Consider the following 25,247-nt stretch of genomic DNA (forward strand, 5'->3'; position numbering starts at 1 on the left):
AAGCACATCAGCAAGTCAATCGGCTTCAACAAGTGCCAGCCAATCAGCAAGCACAAGTGCATCTGAATCAGCATCAACAAGTGCGAGCCAATCAGCAAGCACGTCAGCTAGCCAATCAGCATCAACAAGTGCAAGCCAATCAGCAAGCACATCAGCATCAGCTGACGCATCATCTTCTGAAACGCCATCAGAATCAGCAGGTAAGTCAAGACAGCAATTGCCAAATACAGGTACAGAAGCTTCCAAATCATCTGTACTCCTTGGTGCTTTGGCAGCTGTGACTGGTCTAGGTCTTGTTGCTAAGCGTCGGAAACGTGATGATGAAGAGTAATTGGATTAAAAATACATAGAAAGTATTATTATTTCGATTTATGAAGAATCCCTTGGATGAAAAAAACATCCAGGGGATTTTTTGATATTAAAAGTGAATAGAAGCTGAAAAATAAAGTAAAAAATGTTATAATATTAGAAAAGGAGAGAAGTTTCATGACTGAAAAAATTACGGTAATTGTGCCAGTTTATAATGTTGAAGATTACCTAGATAAATGTTTGGATAGTGTAATAAAACAAACATATAAAAATATCGAAATTATTGTTGTCAATGATGGTTCTACAGATAATTCGGGTGAAATTTGTCAAGAGTATGCACAAAAAGATAATCGAATTACCTATGTAGAACAAGAAAATGGTGGTCTATCTGATGCACGAAATGCAGGTTTAGAACGCATGACTGGCTCCTACGTAACTTTTGTTGATTCGGATGATTGGATTGAGCAAGATTATGTAGAAGTTTTATACAATAAATTAACTGAGTATCAAGCAGATGTTTCAGTCGGGAATTACTATTCATACAATGAAGATGAGGGGATGTATTATTTTCATATAAATGGTGACTCCTATTATGAGAAAGTATTTGATAATGTGTCTATATTTGAAAACTTGTATGAGTCTCAAGAAATGAAGAGTTTTGCTTTAATATCTGCTTGGGGTAAACTCTATAAAGCGAGTTTGTTCGATTATATTCGATTTGATAAAGGTAAACTTGGTGAAGATGGGTATATGAATCAAAAACTATATTTATTGGTTCAAAAAGTAATCTATATAAATCAAGGTCTGTACGCATATCGCCAGAGAAGTGGGAGTATTACAAAAACTTGGACAGAAAAGTGGATGCACGCCTTAGTTGATGCTATGTCTGAGCGTATTACTCTGCTGGCTAATATGGGGTATCCTCTAGAGAAACACCTGGCAGTTTATCGTCAGATGTTGGAAGTCAGTCTCGCCAACGCTCAAGCTAGTGGTTTATCTAACACAGCAACATATAAAGAATTTGAAATAAAAAAAAGACTTTTAAATCAGTTAACGGTACAAGAATCAAGTGAAAAGAAAGCCATTGTCCTAGCGGCAAATTATGCCTATGTAGACCAAGTTTTAACGACTATCAAGTCTATTTGTTACCATAATCGATTGATTCGTTTTTATCTGATTAATAGCGATTTTCCAAATGAATGGATCAAACAATTAAATAAGCGATTAGAGAAGTTTGATTCAGAAATTATCAATTGTCGGGTGACCTCTGAGCAAATTTCACGTTATAAAACGGATATTAGTTATACAGTGTTTTTACGCTATTTCATAGCTGATTTTGTGCAAGAAGACAAGGCTCTCTACTTAGACTGTGATTTACTTGTAACGAAAAATCTTGATGACTTGTTTGCCACAGACCTACAAGATTATCCTTTGGCCTCTGTTAGAGATTTTGGAGGCAGAGCTTATTTCGGTCAAGAAATCTTTAATGCCGGTGTTCTATTGGTCAACAATGCTTTTTGGAAAAAAGAGAATATGACCCAAAAATTAATTGATTTAAGCAATGAATGGCATGATAAGGTGGAACAGGCTGATCAGAGTATTTTGAATATGCTTTTTGAACATAAATGGCTGGAATTGGACTTTGATTATAATCATATTGTCATTCATAAGCAGTTCACTGATTATCAATTGCCAGAAGGTCAGGATTATCCTGCTATTATTCACTACCTTTCTCATAGGAAACCGTGGAAAGATTTGGCAGCTCAAACCTATCGTGATGTATGGTGGTACTATCATGGCCTTGAATGGACAGAATTGAGCCAAAATCATCATTTACATCCATTACAAAAATCTCATATTTATCCTGTAAAAGAATCGTTCACTTGTCTAATCTATACAGCTTCAGACCGCATTGAACAAATTGAAACATTGATTCAATCCTTGCCTGATATTCAGTTTAAAATTGCAGCTAGAGTGATGGTCAGTGATCGATTAGCTCAGATGACGGTTTATCCAAATGTGACTATTTTTAATGGTATCCATTATTTACTTGATGTCGATAATGAATTGGTAGAAACCAGTCAGGTACTTTTAGATATTAATCATGGTGAAAAGACAGAGGAAATTCTCAATCGATTTGCTAAACTTGGCAAGCCTATCTTAGCATTTGAAAATACCAAATCTTATGAAGTAGGTCAGGAGGTATATGCTGTTGACCAGGTTCAAACAATGATTGAAAAATTAAGAGAAATAAGCCAATGAAGAAAAAACATCTATTAGGTGATGCCTTGATTTTGACTGTCAGTGATCAGATTGAAGAGTTGGATCATCTCCTTGAAAACTTGCCGAACATCTGTTTTCATATTGCAGCACCTGTCCAGTTTTCGGATAAAATCCGTCGTTTAGAAACGAACCATAATGTCCGTCTTCTAACGATTACAAATGAAGAACGGCTAAACTTTCTAGTCAATACGTGTGACTTTTTACTAGATATCAATCACTTTCAAGAAGTAGATGCTATTGTATCGAGGTTTGTACAGGAAGAGAAACCTGTCTTTGCTTTTGATAATACTGCACATGGAAATCAGGGACAAGAAGTTTTTCTATCAAGTACACCAGATAAATTGGTTTCTAGAGTGAGAGAGTATCTGAATGAAGTTAGAGTAGGCATCAATCTTCAAGAGAAAATCATTCAAGATGGGACTTGGAATGTATTTCAAATTAATAATAAAGCGGATTTAATTGTCGGAAGCAATGTCATTTGTAGAAATTTTGAAAATTTTCATGTTTCTTCTGGCAAGTTAATACTGCATGATGGTGTCTTTGTCAACAACTCTTGTAGTTTTAACTGTATGGAAAGAATTGAAATTGGTTCAGGTACCATGATGGGAGAGGGTGTTCGTTTTTACGACCACGACCATGTTTATACTGCTGAAAAGATAGAAAAATGCCAGTGGACCACAGCACCAATTAGAGTTGGAAGAGATTGCTGGATAGGAAGTAATGTCACGATTTTAAAAGGAGTGACGATTGGGGACAATACCATTATCGGAGCAGGCTGTCTCATACGCAATGACATTCCGGCAAACAGTGTGGTTTATAATGATGGGAATCTTGTTGTAAAAGAAAGAAGATAATTTGGAGCTATGGATACAAAAAAAGCAATCGTTTTAGGGGCAGATAATAATTATCGTGACAAAATGGAAACAACTATTAAATCTATTTGTTACCATAATAGAGATTTGAAATTTTATATTTTTAATGAAGATATCCCCAAAGAGTGGTTTTATCTGATGGAGAAGAGATTAGAAAAACTTAATTGTGAGATTTTGAATATAGAAATTGATGCAGAAAAAGTAAAGCATTTTTCTACTCCTGATGAACACATCAAGTATATGACTTATTTTCGCTATTTTATTGCAGAATTTGTGAAAGAAGATAGAGCCTTGTATTTGGACTGTGATATGATTGTTCATAGGAACATAGATTCGTTATTTCAGAAAGATTTTGAAGAAAATTATATAATCGCCGTTCCAGATGGTTGGTATAAAAATATTTTTAATGCAGGAATGATGATGGTAAATGTTCATAAGTGGAAAACTGATAATATTTGTCAAAATCTTTTAGAGTTGACTGCAGAAAAACATCAAGAAGTCTATGGTGATCAGGGAGTCTTAAATCTATTGTTTGAAAATAAGTGGAAGAAAGTATCTCCCCATTATAATTTCATGGTTGGATTTGATACATTGGGTTATTGGGCTCAAAAGCCAGAGTGGTTTTTAAATAGTTGGGATGAAAACTATAAACCTGCTATTATTCATTTTGAAGGTAAAGATAAACCGTGGAATGATTCATTAAAAACAAGATATAGAGAATTGTGGTGGTTTTATAATGGTTTGGATTGGCAAACTATTTTGTTAGAAAAGGATTCAAAACCGACATCGTTTAGTGAAATTGCAACAGTTAGTTTATTTCATACAGCGATTTTTACAGATACACAAGATTTGGAACACATAGAATATCTAGTAGAAAACCTCTCTAATGTTCACTTTCACATTTTTGCCCATAGTTATTTTGGACCGAGAGTACAAGCGTTGAACTGTTTTAAAAATGTATCTCTTTATCCCAATTACACACCGTATCAATCTCAAGAAATACTGAGTAAGTTAGATTTTTATTTAGATATCAATCATAATCAGGAAATAGATAATATTATTTCAAAAGTTCACCACTTATCGAAACCAATATTTGCTTTTGAGAATACGAGTCATGATACAAATAATCGAAGTCAGATATTGTCTTCAAAAGAGCCAAAGGAAATGGTAAAAGTTATTAAACAGTTTTTAGGAGAATAATTGCAAGCTTATGGATGAATTAATTAGTATTATAGTTCGAATTTACAATGTTGAAAACTATTTGAGACAGTGTTTGGATAGTATTGCTGCTCAAACATATCAAAATTTCGAGTGTTTGTTGATAAATGATGGTTCACCGGATAATTCAGCAGACATTTGTAGAGAGTATGTTGAGAAAGATTCTCGTTTCAAATATTTTGAAAAAGAAAATGGAGGCCTATCAGACGCACGTAATTATGGAATAAGACAATCAAAAGGGTCCTATCTTACTTTTGTAGACTCTGATGATTGGTTGGAACATGATGCTTTAGACCGATTATATGGTGCTTTGAGAAAGGGAAATGCGGATATTAGTATCGGACGTTTTAATTGTTATGATAATTCGCGCTGCCAATATTTATTTTATGATTCTAATCCAGATGATTCTCTTGAAGTGATAGAAGGAAAAGAAATCATCAATAGAGAAGGTCTCGAAGAAATGAGAAATGGGAATTGGACTGTAGCTTATTTGAAATTATTCAAGAGAGAGCTATTAGAAAATTTGCCATTTCCTTTAGGAAAAATTGCGGAAGATACTTACTGGACATGGAAAGTACTTCTAAAGGCTTCACGGGTTGTCTATTTAAATAGTTATATTTATTGGTACCGTGTTGGTCTGACTGGTACTTTATCGAATATATGGAGTGAAAAGCGTATATATGATGAAATTGAAGCCAGGGAAGAAAAACTCGCTATTTTAGCAAGTTTGAATTATGATTTGACCAATCATATTTTGATTTATAAAAATAGATTACAAAGAGCAATAGCAAAATTAGAAGAACAAAATATGCAATTTACAGAGATTTATAGAAGAATGATGGAAAAATTATCTTTACTTCCGTAGATATTGATAAATAATGAGAAATACAATATGAAACTACATTTAACAAACTTATACGGTATGGCTGGTGATAGCACTGTTATTCTAGCTCAAAATGCTGTACAAAAAATAGCAAGTCAACTGGGATTTAGAGAGGTTGGTATTTATTTTTACAATATTGCTTCAGACAGTCCTTCTGAAATGAATAAGCGTCTGGACGGCATCATGGCCAGTATTTCCATTGGAGATATATTAGTTTTTCAGTCTCCAACTTGGAATGGCTTTGAGTTTGATCGTCTCTTTTTTGACAAACTAAAGGATATGCAGGTGAAAATTATTTGCTTTATCCATGATGTTGTTCCTCTCATGTTTGATAGTAACTATTATCTCATGAAAGAGTATATGTACATGTATAATCTATCGGACGTTTTGATTGTTCCATCTGAACAGATGAAAGAACGCCTGATGGAAGAAGGCTTGACAACTAAGAAAATCCTTGTTCAAGGTATGTGGGATCATCCTCATGATTTGTCCTTATATACCCCAGAGTTAAAAAAAGAACTCTTTTTTGCTGGAAGTTTAGAGCGTTTCCCAGACTTACAAAATTGGTCTCAAGATACGCCTTTAAGAGTATTTTCAAATAAAGGGGAGGCTAGTTCTAGTGCTAGAAATCTTAGCATTGAAGGATGGAAAAAAGATGAGGAACTATTGCTAGAATTATCAAAAGGTGGATTTGGTCTTGTCTGGGGAACTCATCAAAATGATGTAGAAAGTAACCAATATTACACTCTGAATATATCTCATAAGGTTAGTACCTATCTAACAGCTGGTCTCCCAGTCATTGTACCGAGTAGCTTATCAACTGCTAAATTTATAGTAGATCAAGGCTTGGGCTTTGTGGTGAATAGTCTGGAAGAAGCTCATGAGATAGTTGATAAAATGAATGCACAAGAATATCAAGAAATGATAAATCGGATAAAAACCTTTAGCTATCTGTTAAAAGAAGGTTATTTCACTAAAAAGTTATTGGTAGATGCAATCTATCATTTGGGAATTGATTAAGGGAATGAGATGAACAAAACAATTGTATTAGCTGGGGATCGTAATTACACCAGGCAGTTAGAAACAACCATAAAGTCTATTCTATACCACAATCGGGATGTTAAAATTTATATTTTAAATCAAGATATCATGCCAGATTGGTTTCGTAAGCCACGCAAGATTGCTCGAATGTTAGGTAGTGAGGTTATTGATATTAAACTACCTGAACAAACTGTGTTTCAGAATTGGACCAAGCAAGATCATATTAGCAGTATTGCATATGCTAGATATTTTATCCCAGATTATATTCCGGAAGCTAAGGTTTTATATTTAGACAGTGACTTGATTGTGAATACTTCTTTGGAGAAATTATTTAGTATTGATTTAGAGAATAAATTACTCGCAGCAGTTAAAGATACAGATGGAATAACATTTAACACTGGTGTTTTACTACTCGATAATCAGAAGTGTCGTCAAGAAAAATTAAAAGAGCGGCTAATTGAACAGTCTATTGTAACAATTAGGGAGGTTGAAGAAGGCCGTTTTGAACACTTTAATGGTGATCAAACAATTTTTAATCAGGTCTTACAAGATGATTGGTTAGAGTTAGATAGAACTTATAATTTACAAGTGGGACATGATATTGTAGCTTTGTATAATAATTGGCAAGCTCATTTAGCTTTTAATGACAAACCAGTGGTGATTCATTTTACGACCTACAGAAAACCTTGGACTACTTTGATAGCCAATCGTTACCGTGATTTATGGTGGGAATTCCATGATTTGGAGTGGACTCAAATTTTACAACATCATATAGGAGAGTTTGAACTACTATCGCCTCTAGATAAGGAATTTTCTTGTTTAACTTTGACTAATTCCCAAGATTTAGAAGGAATAGAAGAGTTAGTCACAGCTCTACCATATGTGGTATTTCATATCGCGGCTTGGACGGATATGGGTGATAAGCTAACAAAATTAGCTGTACATGATAATGTGAGATTGCATCCACAGATCGTTCCTCCTGTGTTAGATAAGTTGAAAAAGTTAACAAATCTTTATTTGGATATCAATCATGGTAATGCAGATGAGAACTTTTTAAAATCTTTGAAAGAACAAGAAAAAACGCTATTAGCTTTTCAATCGACTCAGCATGGAAATTTAGGACAAATCGTTTTCGAAAATGGGAAAGTTTCCTTTATGATTGATGCCATTAAAGATTTTAAGAAAAAAGGACATCTTACCTGTTTTCGACAACTTCCAAGTTTGACTTGTTTAACGTTTACGGCTTCTCAGGATATTGAACAGCTAGACTATTTGGCTGAACACTTACCCAATGTTGTTTTTCAAGTAGCAGCATGGACAGATATGGGGCCAAAATTATATGATTTATCTAATCGTTATCCTAATATTCAACTTTATCCAGCAATTTCAAGAGATAAGCTAGAAGAGTTGAAGGAAAAGATGGATGTTTATTTAGATATCAACTTACTGACTTCAACAGCAGATATGGTTGCAGAAATGACTCATCTATCTAAACCTATATTAGCTTTTTATAAATCTCAAAATGGGAATAATGGTCAAAGATTGTATTCTAGTGAACATCCTGAACGAATGTTAGCTGATTTGCAAAAATTGATAAATAAAGATAGTCTAGAAGAACAGCTTGTTCCAATACAGGTCAAAGGGATAGATGAAACCTTGGATTATATTATTGAACACAACTCTTCTTTAGTCCGTTTTGGGGATGGAGAAATTAATGTGCTTGCAGGACATTCGATTCCCTACCAGGATTATGATGAAGAGTTGGTTTCAACCATGAGAGATATTATTGTCCAAGAAAGTCGAGAAGATTTAGTCGTGTGCCTTCCTGATGCCTTTACAGATCGTTTCAGATTTACATCGTGGGCGATTCCATTTTGGAAAAATCACATGGATCATTATATGGATTTTTACAGAGAACTATGTAGCGATTCATGGTATGGTTCCACCTTTGTATCTCGTCCTTATATTGATTTTGAAGATAAGAGTCAAGCTAAAGCTCAATTTGAAAAATTGAAAAGTATCTGGAAAAACCGTGATCTACTGATAGTCGAAGGTGAGACTTCTCGTTCAGGTGTAGGGAATGATTTGTTCGATGAGGCAAATTCTATTAAGCGGATTGTTTGTCCTTCTCATAATGCTTTTTCAAGTGTTTATGAAATTGAACAAGAAATAGAAAAGCATGCGGCTGGTCGCTTGATTTTATGTATGCTTGGCCCTACAGCAAAAGTTTTAGCTTATCATTTGAGTCAAAAGGGATACCAAGTATTAGATATTGGTCATATCGACTCCGAGTATGAGTGGATGAAGATGGGTGCCAAGACAAAGGTTAAATTTGCGCACAAACATACAGCAGAATACAATTTTGATCAAGATATTGAATTCATTGAGGATGACACGTATAATAATCAGATTGTTGCAAGAATATTAAACTAGAGTATGAATACATCCTAGCATTGATACAAGTAGCTATATATGTACATTTGTGTCTAAGGATATACTAGACTATTAAAAATAGATGATAAGGATTTGAAATGAGAAATACCAATCGCACTGTAGTATTCGCAGGAGATTATGCTTATATTCGACAAATCGAAACGGCGATGAAGTCACTCTGTAGGCATAATAGTCATGTGAAAATTTATGTATTGAATCAAGACATTCCCCAAGAATGGTTCAATAGATTAAGGATGTATGTACAAGATATTGGGGGCGATTTGATTGATTGCAAGTTAATAGGGCAACAGTTTCAAATGAACTGGTCAAATAAACTACCGCATATCAATCACATGACCTTTGCACGTTATTTTATTCCAGACTTTGTTAAAGAAGATAAAGTGCTCTATCTTGATAGTGATTTAGTTGTAACAGGTGATTTAACACCTTTATTTGAATTTGAATTGGGTGAAAATTATCTGGCAGCAGCTCGTTCTTGCTTTGGAGCTGGAGTTGGCTTCAATGCTGGGGTTCTGTTGATTAACAACAAAAAATGGAAATCAAATAATATTCGTCAGCAGTTAGTTGAATTAACTGAGAAAGAACATGAAAATGTAGGAGAAGGAGATCAATCTATTCTCAATATTCTTTTTCAAAATAGTTGTTACCAGCTAGAGGATACCTATAATTTTCAAATAGGTTTTGATGCTGGTGCAGCTGAAAAAAATCATGCTTTTGTTTTTGAAATTTCACTAACACCCCTTCCAAAAATTTTGCACTATATTTCTCCTGATAAACCGTGGAAGCAGTTTTCGGTTGGACGTTTGAGAGAAGAGTGGTGGAAATATTCTTTTATGGAATGGAGTTATATCGTATCTACTTGGAAAGAAAAGGGAGTATGGTATTCTGCAGATATTTATGAACCCAAATTAACTTGTATGAATTTAACTAATTCTTGGTGTGTAGAAAAAATTGATTATCTAGTTGAACAATTGCCGGAAGTACATTTTTATATTGCTGCTCATACTTTTATGTCGGATGAATTAAAGAGATTATCTAAGTATCAAAATGTGACCCTTTATCCTAATTCTTTTCCTATTTTGGTAGAAAAACTTCTACAGAGTTCAGATATTTATTTAGATTTGAATTTAGACCATAAACTAGTATATATCTATGATTTGGTGAAGAAATATAATAAACCCATGTTTAGTTTTGAAAGCAGTAGATATGAAGAACTAACTGATGATTGTTATGCAGGACTCTATTCAACTAAAAAACCAGAAGATTTAGTAGACGCAATCAAATCTTATATGAGGTAGAGAACAGTATGAGAAAATCAATAGCATTAGCGGCAGATAATGCCTATCTTATTCCTTTGGAGACGACTATAAAGTCTGTATTGTATCACAATAGGGATGTTGATTTTTATATTTTGAATAGTGATATAGCTCCCGAATGGTTTAAACTATTGGGAAGGAAAATGGAAGTTGTGAATTCTACCATTCACAATGTACACTTGAATAAAGAACTTTTTGAAGGTTATAAAACAGGACCACATTTAAATTATGCTTCTTATTTTAGATTTTTTGCGACGGAAGTAGTTGATGCTGATAGGGTATTGTATCTGGATTCAGATATCATTGTAACAGGGGATCTAAGTTCTCTCTTTAAAATAGATTTTAAGGGATATTATATTGGAGCTGTTGATGATGTTTATGCTTATGAGGGGCGGAAATCTGGCTTTAATTCTGGAGTTTTGTTGATGGATGTTGCAAAGTGGAAAGAGCATTCTATTGTCAATAGTTTATTAGAATTAGCAGCAGAACAGAATCAAGCTGTTCATCTTGGGGATCAGAGTATTTTAAATATTTATTTTGAGGAAAATTGGCTAACGTTAGATGAAATATATAATTATATGGTAGGTGTAGATATTTATCATCTTGGCCAAGAATGTGAACGTTTGGATGATAATCCACCTGTAGTTGTTCACTACGCTAGTCATGATAAACCGTGGAATACGTATAGTATATCTAGATTGCGTGAATTATGGTGGACTTATAGAGATTTGGATTGGTCAGAGATTGCTTTTAGGCGTTCTAGTTTGAATTACTTTGAACGAAGTAATCAATCTCAAAAACAGGCTATGGTTGTGACATGGAGTGCAGATGTCAAACATTTAGAGTATTTGTTACAACAGTTACCTGATTGGCATTTTCATGTTGCAGCTCCTGTTTTCTGTATTGATTCTCTGACTAAGTTATCTACTTATACCAACATGACTCTGTATCAGTCTATACTTCATCAAAGAATTGACTGGTTATTGGATGATTCTAGCGTTTATTTAGATATTAATACAGGTGAAGAGGTCTTTAATGTAGTTACAAGGGCACAAGAAAGAGGCAAGAAAATCTTGGCTTTTGACAAAACGCGTAAAAGTATGGATGATGGAATCTATGACGGTGTCTTTTGTGTGGAAGAACCAGAAGCTTTAGTTAATGCAATTAAAAAGTTAGAGGGATAGTGATAATGGACGAATTAATTAGTGTGATAGTTCCTATATACAATACGGAAAAGTATTTAGTAGAGTGTGTTGAGAGTCTTAGAAAACAAACATATTCTAATATTGAGATTATATTAGTAGACGATGGATCAACAGATGCTTCTATTGAAATCTGTGATGAATTAGCAGAAAAAGATTCTCGGGTTAAAGTATTTCATAAAAAGAACGAAGGTGTGGCAGTTGCAAGAAATTTTGGCATTCAACAGTCTAATGGTCAATATGTTGTGATTGTAGATTCCGATGATGTTGCAGTTGATAGAATGATTGAGGTTCTGTATACTCAAATAAAGGAAAAAGATGCCGATATAGCTGTAGGAAACTATTACATTTATGACGAAAGTGATGGTAATTTTTATTATTACATCACGGACGATAATTATTGTGTAGAAGTGTTATCTCCACAAGAATTAATAGACAGACAGGCAGGAGCATGGCAATGGAATAGTTCAGCTTTTATAGTAACAGTTGCGAAATTGTATAAAAAAGATTTGTTCAAAGATGTTTCGTTTACTCATGGTAGAAGGTTTGATGACGAAGCTTCTACCCATAGAATTTTTTTAAGAAGTAAAAAAACGGTGTTTATTAACGATAATCTTTACCTTTATAGAAGACGTTCAGGTAGTATTATGGGGACTGATTTTGATCTTTCTTGGTCAAGAGATTTAGTTGAAGTATTTTCCAAGAAAATATCAGATCTTGTTTTAGCTGGATTAGACGTTTCAGTTATGCGCATTCGATTTGTCAACCTTTTAAAGGATTACAAGCAAACTTTAGAATACCATCAATTAACAGATACTGAGGAATATAAAGATATTTGTTTTAGATTGAAGCTCTTTTTTGAAGTAGAACAAAACTAAAGTTGTAACATCACTATTTTTATTACAAAAGATTAGATTAACAGTAAGAGAGAAGGATTATTTTGTGAAAAAAATTTACTCATCAATGGCAGTAAAAAAAGGATTAACAACCTTATTTCTGCTGTTTATTTATGTATTGGGAAGTCGTATTACCCTTCCTTTTGTTGATTTGAATAGTAGAGACTTTCTAGGTGGGTCAACGGCATATTTGGCGTTTTCAACCGCCCTTCTAGGAGGAAATCTGAGAAGTTTATCAATTTTTTCTGTTGGATTATCCCCTTGGATGTCAGCTATGATTTTATGGCAATTACTTTCCTTTTCTAAGAAATTGAATATTTCTTCGGGTGCCGTAGAAGTTCAAGATAGAAGGAAGATGTATTTAACACTGGTTATTGCTTTGATTCAATCTTTAGCGCTCTCGTTGAATCTACCAATCCAGCATCTTTATTCATCACTCTTGGTAACTGTATTAAATACCATGTTATTAATAGCAGGAGCCTTCTTCCTAGTATGGTTATCCGATTTAAACGCGCAACTTGGAGTAGGTGGCTCGGTGATCATTTTACTGTCTAGTATTGTTTTAAATATTCCACAAGATATTTTAAGTACATTTCAGCTTGTTCGAATTTCTATGGGAATAATGATATTGATTGCATTGAGTAGTATTGTATTGACCTATATGATGGTGCTCATGTATAGAGCGCGCTATCGTCTACCAGTTCATAAAATTGGCTTACGTAGTCGTTTTAAACGTTATTCTTATTTTGAAATCATGTTAAATCCTGCTGGTGGTATGCCTTTTATGTATGTGATGAGCTTTTTAAGTTTGCCTACCTATATTTTTTTATTGTTACAGACTCTTTTTCCAAAGTCATCAGTCTTCTCTGAACTATCAGCTCAATATGGAGTCGGAAAACCATTATGGATTTACTCATACATTGCCATGATTTTTTTATTTAGTATTGCTTTTGCTTTTGTCAATATGAGTGGAGACCAAATATCTGATCGTATGAAGAAATCTGGGGAGTATATATATGGAGTTTATCCAGGTGAGGAAACAAGTCGTTTTATTAATCGATTAGTATTTCGATTTTCGATCATAGGAGGAATCTTTAATGTTTTGATGGCAGGTACTCCAATGTTATTTGTTTTATCTGATGAAAATTTATTGAGGATTGCTATGATTCCAGGTTTATTTATGATGTTTGGAGGTATGATTTTTACAATCAAAGATGAAATGAAGGCTTTGAGACTAAATGAAACCTATAAACCCTTGATTTAGGAGGATTTTATGTATTATTTTATTCCAGCTTGGTATGGTTCAACCCGTCAATGGCATGCTGATTTGATTCCATGGTATCATTCTTATTTTAGATTTGAATTTGATGATACTTTTAATCAAATTAGGCTGTTTCAAAGGCAAGGTATACCATCTCGACTACTCGTATTAGCCTATCAGCCACATTTGCGTTATTTTTTACATAGACATGGTGTCTTAGAGACAGAAGTCTATTCTATCTTTGATGACATGCAAGACTTGCAAGATATACACACCCAGGTTCTTAATTTGAGAGATATAGAGTGGGATAGTGATTGTCAATTTATTTATAGTCCTTTTACAATAGTAGTACAAAAAAATGGTGAAAAATATGCTAAAGTGGAGCATGGAGTAGAAGGGTTTATCAGTGAGATTCAATATTTTGATCTCGATGGACAAATAAGCAAGAATTATATCATGGATGATCGTGGCTTTGTATCGAGTGTTATTTATTTTGATAAAGGACAGCCTACCTATCAAGACTATTTGGATCCTAAAGGAATTTGGAGATTTAGAGAACATCTAAACGAGGGAGGACGAGTAGAGGTAAATCCAATATTTGGTTACCGTTTTAAACAGCTTCACTACACTGATATGAGTCAACTAATCGCAGAATATTTTGATAAATATCTGCAAAAGCAACAGAAAAAACAGGATATTTTCATCATCCCTTCTCATCCTCATCATAATCAGTTTATCTTTGATCACATTCCAAGTGCTAATCCTAAAATTTTGAGTCTTTTTATCAATCGTAATTCACAGAACACCTTTAGAGAGTTATCAGTATCGGTTGATCGATCTAGTTTAGTGTTGGTGGATAGAGAGGATAGTTTACAACTTTTGCAGGAACTATATCCTAAACTATCAGATAAGTTTTATCATCTCTCTCCTTTTGATACGCGTTTGCGATTAGGGAGAAGTCAGACTCGAAAAGAATCAATACTTTACTATCAATTAGATTTTTCTCAAGGAATTGATAGACAAGCCCTATTTCAGGTTTTATCATTTATTGCTGAAACAAAAAATACAGAAGTCATTTTTGGAGCTTTTTCTGCTAGTCAGGAACAAATGGAGGAAGTGGAATCACTTGTCAATGAAATCATTCAGAAACAAATCCATACGGATAGTTTAGAAAAAGGAGTAGACTACGGTGGGGCAGAAAATCCTTTAGAAGAAAATCAAGAGCAGGAACTACGTTTTCAATTTGTCAACATGAATGATGAGTTGGATTTGATTAAGACGCTAGAGTTTGTTCGTTTGATTGTGGATTTGAATAAACAACCACACCTCTATACTCAAATCGCAGGTATTAGTGCGGGAATTCCTCAGATTAATCAGGTTGAAACCGTCTATGTGGAACATTTGAAAAATGGTTATTTGATTTCAGACGTGACAGAATTTTCTAAGGCTGCACATTACTATACAGATAGACTAAAAGAGTGGAATCAAGCTCTAGTATACTCTATTGATAAAATCAAAGAACATACTGGACAACGATTCTTAGATAAGTTGCATCACTGGATTGAGGAGGTTACTGATGTCAAAGGACTATAAAATCCTACAGATAGGGATTGATAATTGGGCTCATCATTATGAAATTCCTGAAAATATGGATTGGTATTATTTTTGTCCCAACTCACCGCTAGCCCTTCGTAAAATGATGGAAATGGATAGCATCATAAATTTTCATGCAATTTTGATTGAGGATGGTCAGTATATAAGAGATTTATTACCCTTTATTCACCATATTGAACCTTATACTTTGTTTTATAATCAAGAGTTTAAAACGACAGATTTGGGTATTCTTGATTGCTTAAAAAAGCGTTGTGCTCAGGCTGTAGATTTCTCCGATCCCCAGCAATTAATCAATGATTTATCAACATCTCTCTTTGGTGGGGGATATGGTGATAAGTTATTCCCATATAGTATCCAAGTTAATCCTTCCTTTGAAGGAGCTATTTCCTATCAAGGATTCGAATATGTGAGATTAGAAGGAAATTTTGGGAATGATTTTCAACAACTAGCATACTGGTCTTATAATTTTACGGTCAATAAAAACTTACCCATAGAACTATGGTTGGAGTATGAAAAACAAGGTAATTGTGAGTTACGATTGGTCATTCATAAGATATGGAGTGGGTCTGTTGATGAAATTTTTGAAGAAATCCTAGTGACTGAAAATGACCTAGAGCAAGCACTCATTATGGAAAATAAAGAGGGAGATTGCTATCTCGCCATATCTGTAGAAGCACGAGGTCAGGGAATTTTAAAGATTGGTACTCTTCATCAGCGCTGGAGTCGTAAACAGTTCGGGAAGTTTGTTTTAGGTGGGAATATCCTACATGATAGTAAGCATGATGAAATTAACTACTTTTTCCATCCGGGTGATTTCAAGCCCCCTTTAGCTGTTTATTTTGCAGGTTTTCGTCCTGCCGAGGGATTCGAGGGATATTGGATGATGAAAAATTTAGGATGTCCTTTTCTTCTATTCTCGGATCCTCGTATTGAAGGTGGTGCCTTTTACCTGGGGAGCGAAGAATTAGAGAATAAGGTTAAGGAAACCATTCAATATTATTTAGATTATCTTGGTTTGACATCTAAAGATTTGATTTTATCAGGCTTATCAATGGGAACATTTCCATCGCTCTACTACGGAGCCACTTTTGAGCCACGCGCAGTTATTGTCGGTAAGCCATTAGCTAATATCGGGACTATTGCAAGACGAGGGCGTTTAGAGGCACCAGGAGTATTTAATACAGGATTTGATGTTCTGAGACATCAGACTGGTGGAGTTAGTTTCCAACATATGGAAGATTTGGATCAACGTTTTTGGAATGCTTTTAAAAAGGCAGATTTTACACAGACAACTTTTGGTCTTTCCTATATGAAGGATGAAGATATGGATAGTCATGCTTATGAACAACTAGTTGATCACTTATGTCATACAGGAGCGAAAATACTTTCCAAAGGAACAGCGGGACGACATAATGATGATACAAATACCAATGTGGTTTGGTTTTTGCACTTTTATCGTATGGTCTTAGAAGCAGATTTTGGGAGAGGTGATGAATGATTATCAAACAAAGACAAGGAATAGAGTGGGGAGAAGTTGGGGAGACATTTATGCATGGTAGTAAGGTGACCTATCACGAAGATAAACATATTAGTCTATATAATCCCTTGGTGCCATCAGGAGAAATCTTAAAAACATGGTTTTCCAGTGTGAATTATCAAGCTTTTAGAACTCAGCCCAGTCTCCCTTTGCTGAAGAAAAAACAGGATTATCAATTATGTATGAATTATGAATGTCATCCTACCAATGGAGTCTATACAAAGATTGCCTTTTTTGATAGATATGGGGATGTGATTGAAGAGAAAATTGAAAAAATGAAAATCTTTGATTTTACCTATCCTGATGGTAGCTATACCTACCAAGTCTCTCTTCTAAGTGCTGGTTTTGAATCCTTAGATTTCTATTCTTTTTCAATTAAGGAGTTAAATCGTGTTTAAAGGTTTTTATCAAAAAATCCAACTTCGGAAAGTTAAGAGAATTTTAAAAAAGATTAATGCTCTTAAAGGAAAGATGTCCTCTCTATCAGACCAAGAATTAGCGGCAAAAACAGTGGAGTTTCGCCAACGTCTTGCTAAAGGAGAGACGGTAGATGATCTTCTAGTGGAAGCTTTTGCAGTTGTTCGTGAAGTGGATAAACGCGTATTGGGTATGTTCCCCTATGATGTCCAAGTTATGGGTGGGATTGTTATCCATCAGGGAAATGTCGCTGAGATGAATACAGGTGAGGGAAAAACCTTGACAGCTACTATGCCTATTTATCTCAATGCCTTGACAGGAAAAGGAACCATGCTGATTACCACCAATGACTATCTAGCTAAACGCGATGCCGAGGAGATGGGACAAGTTTACCGTTTCTTAGGCTTGACAATTGGGATACCTTTTACAGATGATCCAAAAGAGGAATTGACGTCAGAAGAGAAAAAAAGAATTTATGCATCAGACATCATCTATACAACTAATAGCAATTTAGGTTTTGATTATTTAAATGATAATCTGGCCTCAAATGAGGAAGGAAAATTTTTGCGTCCTTTTGATTATGTCATTATTGATGAGATTGATGATATCTTGTTGGATAGCGCTCAGACACCTCTTATCATTGCAGGAGCCCCGCGGGTTCAGTCTAATCATTATGGTATTATTGATACGTTGGTAACGACTTTGGTAGAAGGGGAGGACTATATCTTTAAGGAGGAGAAGGATGAGATTTGGCTCACTACCAAGGGGGCTAAAGCTGCTGAAAGCTTCCTAGGAATAGATCATTTTTACAAGGAAGAACATGCGGTTTTTGCTCGCCATTTAGTGTATGCGATTCGAGCCCATAAACTCTTTACCAAAGATAAAGACTATGTCATTCGTGGGGATGAAATGGTACTGGTAGATAAGGGAACAGGTCGTCTAATGGAGATGACTAAACTACAGGGAGGTCTCCATCAGGCTATTGAAGCCAAGGAACATGTCAAATTATCTCCAGAAACGAGGGCCATGGCTTCTGTCACCTATCAGAGTCTTTTTAAAATGTTCAATAAGATATCTGGTATGACAGGGACAGGTAAGGTCGCAGAAAAAGAGTTTATTGAAACCTACAATATGTCGGTAGTGCGCATTCCAACCAATCGTCCTAGACAACGGATTGACTATCCAGATAATCTCTACGTCACTTTACCTGAAAAAGTGTATGCGTCCTTGGAGTACATCAAAGAATATCATGCCAAGGGGAATCCCTTACTCGTTTTTGTTGGCTCGGTTGAAATGTCTCAGCTTTATTCGTCACTCTTGCTCCGAGAGGGAATTGCTCATAATGTTTTAAATGCTAATAATGCGGCGCGTGAGGCCCAGATTATCTCCGAGTCAGGTCAGATGGGGGCTGTGACAGTGGCTACCTCTATGGCAGGGCGTGGTACGGATATTAAGCTAGGTAAGGGAGTTGAAGAACTTGGTGGCTTGATTGTTATTGGAACGGAGCGGATGGAAAGTCAACGAATTGACCTGCAAATTCGTGGTCGTTCTGGTCGCCAAGGAGATCCCGGGATGAGTAAGTTTTTTGTATCCTTGGAGGACGATGTTATCAAGAAATTTGGTCCATCTTGGGTTCATAAAAAGTACAAAGACTATCAGGTTCAAGATATGACTCAACCAGAAGTACTGAAAGGTCGTAAATACCGAAGGCTAGTCGAAAAGGCTCAACATGCCAGTGATAGTGCTGGACGTTCGGCGCGTCGTCAGACTCTAGAATATGCTGAAAGTATGAATATTCAACGGGATATGATTTACAAGGAGCGTAATCGTCTAATAGATGGTTCTCGTGACTTAGAGGATGTTGTAGAGGAAATCATTGCTAGTTATATAGATCAAGTGACCTCTTCAAATTATGAAAGCCGAGAGTTACTCTTCCATTTTCTTGTGACCAATATTAGTTTTCACATTAAAGAGGTTCCAGATCATATAGATGTGACTGACAAGACTGCAGTTCGTAGCTTTATGAAGCAGGTGATTGATAAAGAACTTTCTGAAAAGAAAGAATTGCTTGAGCAACATGGCTTGTATGAACAGTTTTTACGCCTCTCACTACTTAAAGCCATTGATGACAATTGGGTTGAGCAGGTAGATTATCTTCAGCAATTAACAATGGCTATCGGTGGCCAGTCTGCTAGTCAGAAAAATCCAATTGTAGAGTACTATCAAGAGGCCTATGCAGGCTTTGAAACCATGAAAGAACAAATCCGTGCGGATATGGTGCGTAATCTCCTGATGGGCTTAGTTGAAGTCACTCCTAAGGGTGAGATTATGACTCATTTCCCATAAAAAGAGGAAAATATGACAATATACAATATAAATTTAGGACTTGGATGGGCTAGTAGCGGTGTTGAATACGCCCAAGCCTATCGTGCTGGTGTTTTTCGGAAATTAAATTTTCCTTCTAAGTTTATCTTTACAGATATGATTTTAGCCGATAACATTCAGCACTTAACAGCCAATATTGGTTTTGATGATGAACAAGTGATCTGGCTTTATAACCACTTTACAGACATTAAGATTGCACCGACTAGCGTGACAGTGGATGATGTTTTGGCTTATTTCGGTGGTGAAGAAAGTCACAGAGAAAAAAATGGCAAGGTTTTGCGTGTTTTCTTTTCTGATCAAGATAAGTTTGTCACCTGTTATTTGGTGGATGAGAACAAGGACTTGATTCAACATGCCGAGTATGTCTTTAAAGGAAAATTGATTCGTAAGGATTACTTTTCTTACACTCGTTATTGTAGCGAATACTTTGCTCCCAAGGACAATGTTGCAGTCCTATACCAACGAACTTTTTACAATGAAGACGGGACTCCGGCCTATGATATCTTGATGAATCAAGGGAAGGAAGAAGTTTATCGTTTCAAGGATAAGATTTTCTATGGAAAGCAAGCCTTTATGCGTGCCTTTATGAAATCCTTGAATTTGAACAAGTCTGATTTAGTCATTCTGGATAGGGAGACAGGTATTGGACAGGTTGTTTTTGAGGAAGCACAGGCAGCGCATTTAGCGGTAGTTGTTCATGCGGAGCATTATAGTGAAAATGCTACAAATGAGGACTATATCCTTTGGAACAACTATTATGACTATCAGTTTACCAATGCAGATAAGGTTGACTTCTTTATTGTATCAACTGATAGACAAAATGAAGTTCTACAAGAGCAATTTGCCAAGTACACGCAGCACCAACCAAAGGTTGTTACCATTCCTGTAGGAAGTATTGATTCCTTGACTGAGTCAAGTCAAGGACGTAAGCCATTTTCATTGATTACTGCTTCACGTCTTGCCAAAGAAAAACACATTGACTGGTTGGTCAAGGCGGTCATTGAGGCTCGTAAGGAAATACCTGAATTAACCTTTGATATTTATGGTAGTGGTGGAGAAGATTCTCTCCTTAGAGACATTATTGCAACTCATCAGGCTGAGGACTATATCCAACTCAAGGGACATGCGGAACTTTCGCAGATTTATAGTCAGTATGAGGTCTATTTGACTGCTTCTACCAGCGAAGGATTTGGTTTGACCTTGATGGAAGCTATTGGCTCAGGCCTTCCTCTAATCGGTTTTGATGTGCCTTATGGTAATCAGACCTTTATAGAAGATGGTCAAAATGGTTATTTGATTCCAAGTTCATCTGACCATGTAGAAGACCAAATCAAGCAAGCTTATGCAACTAAGATTTGTCAATTGTATCAAGAAAATCGTTTGGAAGCTATGCGTGCTCATTCTTATCAAATTGCAGAAGGCTTCTTAACCGAAGAAATTTTAGAAAAGTGGAAGAAAACAGTAGAGGAGGTGCTCCATGATTGAACTTTATGATCGTTATAGTCAGGAAAGTCGAGATTTACATGAAAGTCTAGTCGCTACTGGTCTTTCTCAACTTGGAGTAGTCATTGATGCAGATGGTTTTCTGCCTGATGGTCTAGTATCTCCTTTTACTTATTATCTAGGCTATGAAAAGGGAAAACCTCTTTATTTTAACCAAGTTCCTGTTCCAGCTTTTTGGGAAATTTCAGGAAATAATCAGTCTTCTCGTATTGAAGATAGGACAGAGGAGAGAGCTCTTATTCATTATGCTGATGGAATGCAGGCTCGCTTGGTTAAACAGGTAGATTGGAAAGACTTGGAAGGTCGAGTACGTCAGGTTGACCATTATAATCGCTTTGGAACTTGTTTTGCTACAACGACCTATAGTGCTGATAGTGAGCCGATCATGACGGTTTACCAAGATGTCAATGGTCAGGAAGTTTTACTGGAAAACCATGTGACAGGTGATATCTTATTGACCTTACCAGGTCAACCTATGCATTACTTTGCAAATAAGGTTGAATTTATCATCTTCTTTTTGCAAGATTTGGAAATAGATACCAGTCAGCTTATCTTTAATACTCTAGCGACTCCTTTCTTGGTTTCCTTCCATCATCCAGATAAATCTGGCTCAGATGTTTTGGTTTGGCAGGAACCTCTCTATGATGCCATTCCAGGCAATATGCAGTTGATTTTAGAGAGTGATGATGTGCGCACTAAGAAGATTATCATTCCAAACAAGGCAACTTATGAACGTGCTTTAGAGTTGACTGACGAGAAATACCATACTCAGTTTGTGCATTTGGGTTACCATTATCAGTTTAAACGAGATAATTTCCTTCGAAGAGATGCCTTAATCTTGACTAATTCAGATCAGATTGAGCAAGTGGAAGCAATCGTAGAAGCCCTGCCTGATGTCACCTTCCGTATCGCAGCGTTAACAGAGATGTCTTCTAAGCTCTTAGACATGCTTCGCTATCCTAATGTGGTCCTTTACCAGAACGCTAGTCCACAGAAGATTCAGGAGCTCTATCAACTGTCGGATATTTATTTGGATATAAACCATAGCAATGAGTTATTGCAGGCAGTACGTCAGGCCTTTGAGCACAATCTCTTGATTCTTGGATTTAATCAGACAGTGCACAATAGACTCTATATCGCTCCTGATCATCTATTTGAAAGTAGTGAAGTTTCTGCTTTGGTTGAGACCATTAAACTGGCTCTTTCAGATGTTGAACAAATGCGTCAGGCACTTGGTAAACAAGGTCAACATGCAAATTATGTTGACTTAGTGCGTTATCAGGAAACCATGCAAACTGTTTTAGGAGGCTAACATGTCAGACGAAGATTTATTTTACAAAGACGTTGAAGGTCGCATGGAAGAGTTGAAACAAAAACCTATCAAGAAGGAAAAAGAAACCCGAGGGGAAAAGATTAGTAAGACTTTTTCACTCCTCTTGGGTTTAATGATTCTGATTGGTTTGCTCTTTACTTTGTTGGGAATTTTGAGGTAGGTCTATGATTGAAATACTGATTGTTTTAGCTATTATCCTATCTCTTGCTTTGATTGTATTGGTAACTATACAACCCCGTCAAAATCAACTATTTTCCATGGATGCCACTAGTAATATTGGTAAACCAAGTTACTGGCAGAGCAACACCTTGGTCAAGGTGCTCACTTTATTGGTAAGTTTGGCCTTATTCGTTTTACTATTAACCTTTATGGTGATAACTTACAAATAAAAGAAAACTTCAGATATTCACCTTTTGTGATTGTTCTGAAGTTTTCTTTTTACTGTCCATATTTTTGGTAAAAATCTACTTTTACTTGGATGAAGGTTTTGGCTTCGCGTAGGAGTTGAAGAAGGGTGGCACGGGTTTCAAATTCTTCTCTTGTCTTGGGTAGACTGCGGTTACGGAAGATTTCCAGATAGCGTTCAATTTCATCTAGCAAATCAGAAGCAGGATTGGTCTGGCTTAGTTGACCGCCAATTTTTGAAAAAAGTTGGGCCAAAATCAGACTTTCACTGGCAGCTAGGTGACAGGTGTTGATTTGCTGGGCCATATTTCGCAGGATACGACTTTGTCGCTGTCTCATTTCAAAATAGTGGATATGGTAGTCGGTCTGGTGAAAGAGGTGGTCTGAGTGATCTAGATAGACCAGTTTGAGGGCTTCTTCCAAAAGAGTGTCTAATTCTTCAATTAACTGTGCTCGGTTACGTCCATCCCCTCTGGATAAATAATATTTAAAGCGCTGGAGGATATCTTTTAATTTTTCTTCTACCAATGTGTGGTAGTGCTGGATTTCCTCTTCTCGTGAAGGCATGTAGAGATTGACCAGTAAGGCAAATCCTGTACCGATAGCAAAGAGAAGGAATTCATTGACTAGAAGGTCTGGTGAGGTTGATTCTTGCACCAAGAGATGGCTAACCAAAACCGTGCTTGGTGTGATGCCAATTTCCCAGCCCATCTTGTAGGCTAGAGGCACATAGAGGGCCAGATAGAGGCCAAGGATCCAGATATGAAATCCGCTCAAGTGAAAAACCAAAACCCCGATAACCAGAGCCAGAAGCATGGAAAAGAGCCGATTGCGGGCCAGTTTTAAGGTACTTCTACGCGTATCAGATAGGCTCAAGAGAGCGATAATTCCGGCCGAAACTGCTGACGAAAGATTGAGAAAATAAGCAAGAAGGCAGGCAAGACAGGTAGCTAAGATGAGCTTGGCAGTACGTTGGCTAATAGACATAAGAATTTCCTAATAAGTTAGAATAAAAGCGTAAAAGACAAGACCCGAGAGGCTTGCCTTTATGAGTTATTTTTTACGGGCTGCTGCGTATTCGGCAACGGCGGTAAAGAGGACGTCTGTAGAAGAGTTGAGGGCTGTCTCACATGAGTCTTGGATAACTCCAATCACAAATCCAACACCAACAACTTGCATGGCAATATCGTTAGAAATACCAAAAAGGCTACAAGCAACTGGGATAAGAAGGAGGGAACCGCCCGCAATACCAGAAGCACCACAGGCAGAGATAGCTGCTACTACACTGAGGACAAAGGCTGTAGCAAAGTCAACAGGGATTCCAAGAGTATTTACTGCAGCAAGGGTTAAAACGTTGATGGTAATAGCGGCTCCTGCCATGTTGATAGTAGAACCAAGTGGGATAGAAACTGAATAGGTATCTGGATCTAGTCCAAGGTCGTGGCAAAGTTTCATATTGACAGGGATGTTAGCTGCAGAACTACGAGTGAAGAAGGCTGTCACACCGCTGACACGCAAACATTTCCAAACGAGAGGATAAGGATTTCTCTTCATAAAGAGGAAGGCAATCAGTGGATTGATTACTAAGGCAACAAAGAACATGGTTGTCACCAAGAGGGCAAGCAAGATTCCATAGTTGGCTAGACTGCCGATTCCCTTATCAGAGATCGTTTTGAAGACAAGGCCAAGGATTCCAAACGGAGCTAGGTTGATGATCCATTCGACAATTTTAGAAGTCACATCAGCCATGGTTTTCAGCAATTCTTTACTATTTTTGCTGGCTTCTCTCATAGCAATCCCGAAAACAACTGCCCAAGATAGGATACCGATGTAGTTGGCTGTGACAAGGGCATTGACTGGATTGTCAACCAGTTTGAGCAAGAGGTTGCTGAGGACTTGCCCAATCCCATCTGGTGGAGCAATATTGGTATTGGCACTATTTAGGGTAATTTCAACAGGGACGATGAAACTTGCTAGTACAGCGATAAGGGCAGCGGCAAAGGTTCCCACCAAATAAAGGAAGATAACCGTTTTCATATTGCTATCTTGTCCCTTTTGATGTTGGGAAAGGGCGTTAGCAACGAGGGCAAAGACCAGAATGGGTGCGATGGCTTTGAGGCCACCAACAAAGAGATCTCCGAGTAGGCCAATTCCTGAAACAGTAGGAAATGTCAGTCCAAGGATTCCTCCAACAAGCATGCCAATCAAAATACGTTTGATTAGGCTTGCCTTATTCCAAGCATGAATGAGTTTTTTCATAACAATCTCCTTTGTTGTGTAATGTTTATGATTATAGTATAAATATGAACTAAAATCAA

At 36.3% G+C, this 25,247-nt stretch carries 21 protein-coding genes; 19 read left to right on the forward strand and 2 right to left on the reverse strand.

Annotation, left to right across the window (positions count from 1 at the left end):
- The 19 genes from HMPREF0851_RS15895 to asp5 form a co-directional block, all read left to right on the forward strand.
- A partial coding sequence (locus HMPREF0851_RS15895) for an LPXTG cell wall anchor domain-containing protein (RefSeq protein WP_156790869.1) occupies nucleotides 1-331 on the forward strand: 331 nt, incomplete at its 5' end.
- A gap of 155 nt (nucleotides 332-486) precedes the next feature.
- Nucleotides 487-2,571 (forward strand): glycosyltransferase, encoded by a 2,085-nt coding sequence (locus HMPREF0851_RS12325; protein ID WP_000136659.1) that lies wholly within the window; start codon nucleotides 487-489, stop codon nucleotides 2,569-2,571.
- Nucleotides 2,568-3,446 carry an acyltransferase gene (locus tag HMPREF0851_RS12330; RefSeq protein ID WP_000726555.1) on the forward strand — a complete coding sequence of 293 codons (879 nt, stop codon included), beginning with the start codon at nucleotides 2,568-2,570 and terminating at the stop codon, nucleotides 3,444-3,446. The genes HMPREF0851_RS12325 and HMPREF0851_RS12330 overlap by 4 nt, the downstream gene beginning before the upstream one ends.
- Before the next feature lie 9 nt (nucleotides 3,447-3,455).
- The gene (locus tag HMPREF0851_RS12335) at nucleotides 3,456-4,664 is read left to right on the forward strand and encodes a glycosyltransferase (protein WP_000379909.1); all 1,209 of its coding nucleotides are present in this window, start codon (nucleotides 3,456-3,458) and stop codon (nucleotides 4,662-4,664) included.
- Between the two features lie 10 nt (nucleotides 4,665-4,674).
- Nucleotides 4,675-5,547 (forward strand): glycosyltransferase family 2 protein, encoded by an 873-nt coding sequence (locus tag HMPREF0851_RS12340; RefSeq protein WP_000343869.1) that lies wholly within the window; start codon nucleotides 4,675-4,677, stop codon nucleotides 5,545-5,547.
- A gap of 27 nt (nucleotides 5,548-5,574) precedes the next feature.
- Nucleotides 5,575-6,585, forward strand: a complete 1,011-nt coding sequence (locus tag HMPREF0851_RS12345; RefSeq protein ID WP_000766252.1) for a sugar transferase — start codon at nucleotides 5,575-5,577, stop codon at nucleotides 6,583-6,585.
- Nucleotides 6,586-6,594: 9 nt separating this feature from the next.
- Nucleotides 6,595-9,039 carry an SP_1767 family glycosyltransferase gene (locus tag HMPREF0851_RS12350; protein WP_001044146.1) on the forward strand — a complete coding sequence of 815 codons (2,445 nt, stop codon included), beginning with the start codon at nucleotides 6,595-6,597 and terminating at the stop codon, nucleotides 9,037-9,039.
- 98 nt (nucleotides 9,040-9,137) lie between these two features.
- Entirely contained in the window at nucleotides 9,138-10,358 is a 1,221-nt protein-coding gene (locus HMPREF0851_RS12355) for a glycosyltransferase (RefSeq protein WP_009014385.1), read from the forward strand.
- 8 nt (nucleotides 10,359-10,366) lie between these two features.
- Nucleotides 10,367-11,560: a glycosyltransferase family 8 protein gene (locus HMPREF0851_RS12360; RefSeq protein WP_001232124.1), complete on the forward strand. Its 1,194-nt coding sequence runs from the start codon at nucleotides 10,367-10,369 to the stop codon at nucleotides 11,558-11,560.
- Nucleotides 11,561-11,565: 5 nt separating this feature from the next.
- A complete protein-coding gene (locus HMPREF0851_RS12365; RefSeq protein WP_000343871.1) occupies nucleotides 11,566-12,456 on the forward strand; it encodes a glycosyltransferase family 2 protein in 891 nt (296 codons plus the stop codon).
- Between the two features lie 64 nt (nucleotides 12,457-12,520).
- On the forward strand, nucleotides 12,521-13,738 hold the full coding sequence (secY2, locus tag HMPREF0851_RS12370; RefSeq protein WP_009014387.1) for an accessory Sec system protein translocase subunit SecY2: 1,218 nt from the start codon (nucleotides 12,521-12,523) through the stop codon (nucleotides 13,736-13,738).
- A gap of 9 nt (nucleotides 13,739-13,747) precedes the next feature.
- Nucleotides 13,748-15,328, forward strand: coding sequence for an accessory Sec system protein Asp1 (gene asp1, locus HMPREF0851_RS12375; protein ID WP_000291168.1), 1,581 nt, complete (start codon nucleotides 13,748-13,750; stop codon nucleotides 15,326-15,328).
- Nucleotides 15,312-16,847, forward strand: a complete 1,536-nt coding sequence (gene asp2, locus HMPREF0851_RS12380; RefSeq protein WP_000031245.1) for an accessory Sec system protein Asp2 — start codon at nucleotides 15,312-15,314, stop codon at nucleotides 16,845-16,847. Before asp1 ends, asp2 begins: the two co-directional genes overlap by 17 nt.
- On the forward strand, nucleotides 16,844-17,284 hold the full coding sequence (asp3, locus tag HMPREF0851_RS12385) for an accessory Sec system protein Asp3 (RefSeq protein WP_000584516.1): 441 nt from the start codon (nucleotides 16,844-16,846) through the stop codon (nucleotides 17,282-17,284). The genes asp2 and asp3 overlap by 4 nt, the downstream gene beginning before the upstream one ends.
- Nucleotides 17,277-19,649, forward strand: a complete 2,373-nt coding sequence (secA2, locus tag HMPREF0851_RS12390) for an accessory Sec system translocase SecA2 (RefSeq protein WP_000472362.1) — start codon at nucleotides 17,277-17,279, stop codon at nucleotides 19,647-19,649. Before asp3 ends, secA2 begins: the two co-directional genes overlap by 8 nt.
- Nucleotides 19,650-19,661: 12 nt before the next feature.
- Nucleotides 19,662-21,173: an accessory Sec system glycosyltransferase GtfA gene (gene gtfA / locus HMPREF0851_RS12395; RefSeq protein ID WP_000158474.1), complete on the forward strand. Its 1,512-nt coding sequence runs from the start codon at nucleotides 19,662-19,664 to the stop codon at nucleotides 21,171-21,173.
- Nucleotides 21,166-22,503 (forward strand): accessory Sec system glycosylation chaperone GtfB, encoded by a 1,338-nt coding sequence (gtfB, locus tag HMPREF0851_RS12400; protein WP_000571762.1) that lies wholly within the window; start codon nucleotides 21,166-21,168, stop codon nucleotides 22,501-22,503. Before gtfA ends, gtfB begins: the two co-directional genes overlap by 8 nt.
- 1 nt (nucleotide 22,504) lies before the next feature.
- Complete coding sequence (gene asp4, locus HMPREF0851_RS12405) at nucleotides 22,505-22,684, forward strand: accessory Sec system protein Asp4 (RefSeq protein WP_001278708.1); 180 nt, start codon at nucleotides 22,505-22,507, stop codon at nucleotides 22,682-22,684.
- 4 nt (nucleotides 22,685-22,688) lie between these two features.
- Nucleotides 22,689-22,913, forward strand: a complete 225-nt coding sequence (asp5, locus tag HMPREF0851_RS12410; RefSeq protein ID WP_000569970.1) for an accessory Sec system protein Asp5 — start codon at nucleotides 22,689-22,691, stop codon at nucleotides 22,911-22,913.
- A 49-nt stretch (nucleotides 22,914-22,962) separates the two neighbouring features.
- On the opposite strand, the gene HMPREF0851_RS12415 is transcribed toward asp5, so the two are convergent.
- Together HMPREF0851_RS12415 and sstT are read right to left on the reverse strand one after the other, a co-directional pair.
- Nucleotides 22,963-23,916: an aromatic acid exporter family protein gene (locus HMPREF0851_RS12415; protein ID WP_000028159.1), complete on the reverse strand. Its 954-nt coding sequence runs from the start codon at nucleotides 23,914-23,916 to the stop codon at nucleotides 22,963-22,965.
- A 66-nt stretch (nucleotides 23,917-23,982) separates the two neighbouring features.
- Nucleotides 23,983-25,188: a serine/threonine transporter SstT gene (gene sstT, locus HMPREF0851_RS12420; RefSeq protein ID WP_000733359.1), complete on the reverse strand. Its 1,206-nt coding sequence runs from the start codon at nucleotides 25,186-25,188 to the stop codon at nucleotides 23,983-23,985.
- Between the last annotated feature and the right edge of the window lie 59 nt (nucleotides 25,189-25,247).

The sequence above is a fragment of the Streptococcus sp. M334 genome, assembly GCF_000187745.1.
Taxonomy (GTDB): domain Bacteria; phylum Bacillota; class Bacilli; order Lactobacillales; family Streptococcaceae; genus Streptococcus.

Excerpts from the sequence above, each read along its gene's own strand:
- HMPREF0851_RS12335 (WP_000379909.1), top strand. The coding sequence starts at position 3,456 with ATGGATACAAAAAAAGCAATCGTTTTAGGGGCAGATAATAATTATCGT.
- HMPREF0851_RS12365 (WP_000343871.1), top strand. The coding sequence starts at position 11,566 with ATGGACGAATTAATTAGTGTGATAGTTCCTATATACAATACGGAAAAG.
- HMPREF0851_RS12350 (WP_001044146.1), top strand. The coding sequence starts at position 6,595 with ATGAACAAAACAATTGTATTAGCTGGGGATCGTAATTACACCAGGCAG.
- HMPREF0851_RS12330 (WP_000726555.1), top strand. The coding sequence starts at position 2,568 with ATGAAGAAAAAACATCTATTAGGTGATGCCTTGATTTTGACTGTCAGT.
- sstT (WP_000733359.1), bottom strand. The coding sequence starts at position 25,188 with ATGAAAAAACTCATTCATGCTTGGAATAAGGCAAGCCTAATCAAACGT.
- HMPREF0851_RS12415 (WP_000028159.1), bottom strand. The coding sequence starts at position 23,916 with ATGTCTATTAGCCAACGTACTGCCAAGCTCATCTTAGCTACCTGTCTT.
- HMPREF0851_RS12360 (WP_001232124.1), top strand. The coding sequence starts at position 10,367 with ATGAGAAAATCAATAGCATTAGCGGCAGATAATGCCTATCTTATTCCT.
- gtfB (WP_000571762.1), top strand. The coding sequence starts at position 21,166 with ATGATTGAACTTTATGATCGTTATAGTCAGGAAAGTCGAGATTTACAT.
- gtfA (WP_000158474.1), top strand. The coding sequence starts at position 19,662 with ATGACAATATACAATATAAATTTAGGACTTGGATGGGCTAGTAGCGGT.
- HMPREF0851_RS12340 (WP_000343869.1), top strand. The coding sequence starts at position 4,675 with ATGGATGAATTAATTAGTATTATAGTTCGAATTTACAATGTTGAAAAC.
- asp4 (WP_001278708.1), top strand. The coding sequence starts at position 22,505 with ATGTCAGACGAAGATTTATTTTACAAAGACGTTGAAGGTCGCATGGAA.
- HMPREF0851_RS12355 (WP_009014385.1), top strand. The coding sequence starts at position 9,138 with ATGAGAAATACCAATCGCACTGTAGTATTCGCAGGAGATTATGCTTAT.
- asp1 (WP_000291168.1), top strand. The coding sequence starts at position 13,748 with ATGTATTATTTTATTCCAGCTTGGTATGGTTCAACCCGTCAATGGCAT.
- asp3 (WP_000584516.1), top strand. The coding sequence starts at position 16,844 with ATGATTATCAAACAAAGACAAGGAATAGAGTGGGGAGAAGTTGGGGAG.
- HMPREF0851_RS12345 (WP_000766252.1), top strand. The coding sequence starts at position 5,575 with ATGAAACTACATTTAACAAACTTATACGGTATGGCTGGTGATAGCACT.
- HMPREF0851_RS12325 (WP_000136659.1), top strand. The coding sequence starts at position 487 with ATGACTGAAAAAATTACGGTAATTGTGCCAGTTTATAATGTTGAAGAT.
- asp2 (WP_000031245.1), top strand. The coding sequence starts at position 15,312 with ATGTCAAAGGACTATAAAATCCTACAGATAGGGATTGATAATTGGGCT.
- asp5 (WP_000569970.1), top strand. The coding sequence starts at position 22,689 with ATGATTGAAATACTGATTGTTTTAGCTATTATCCTATCTCTTGCTTTG.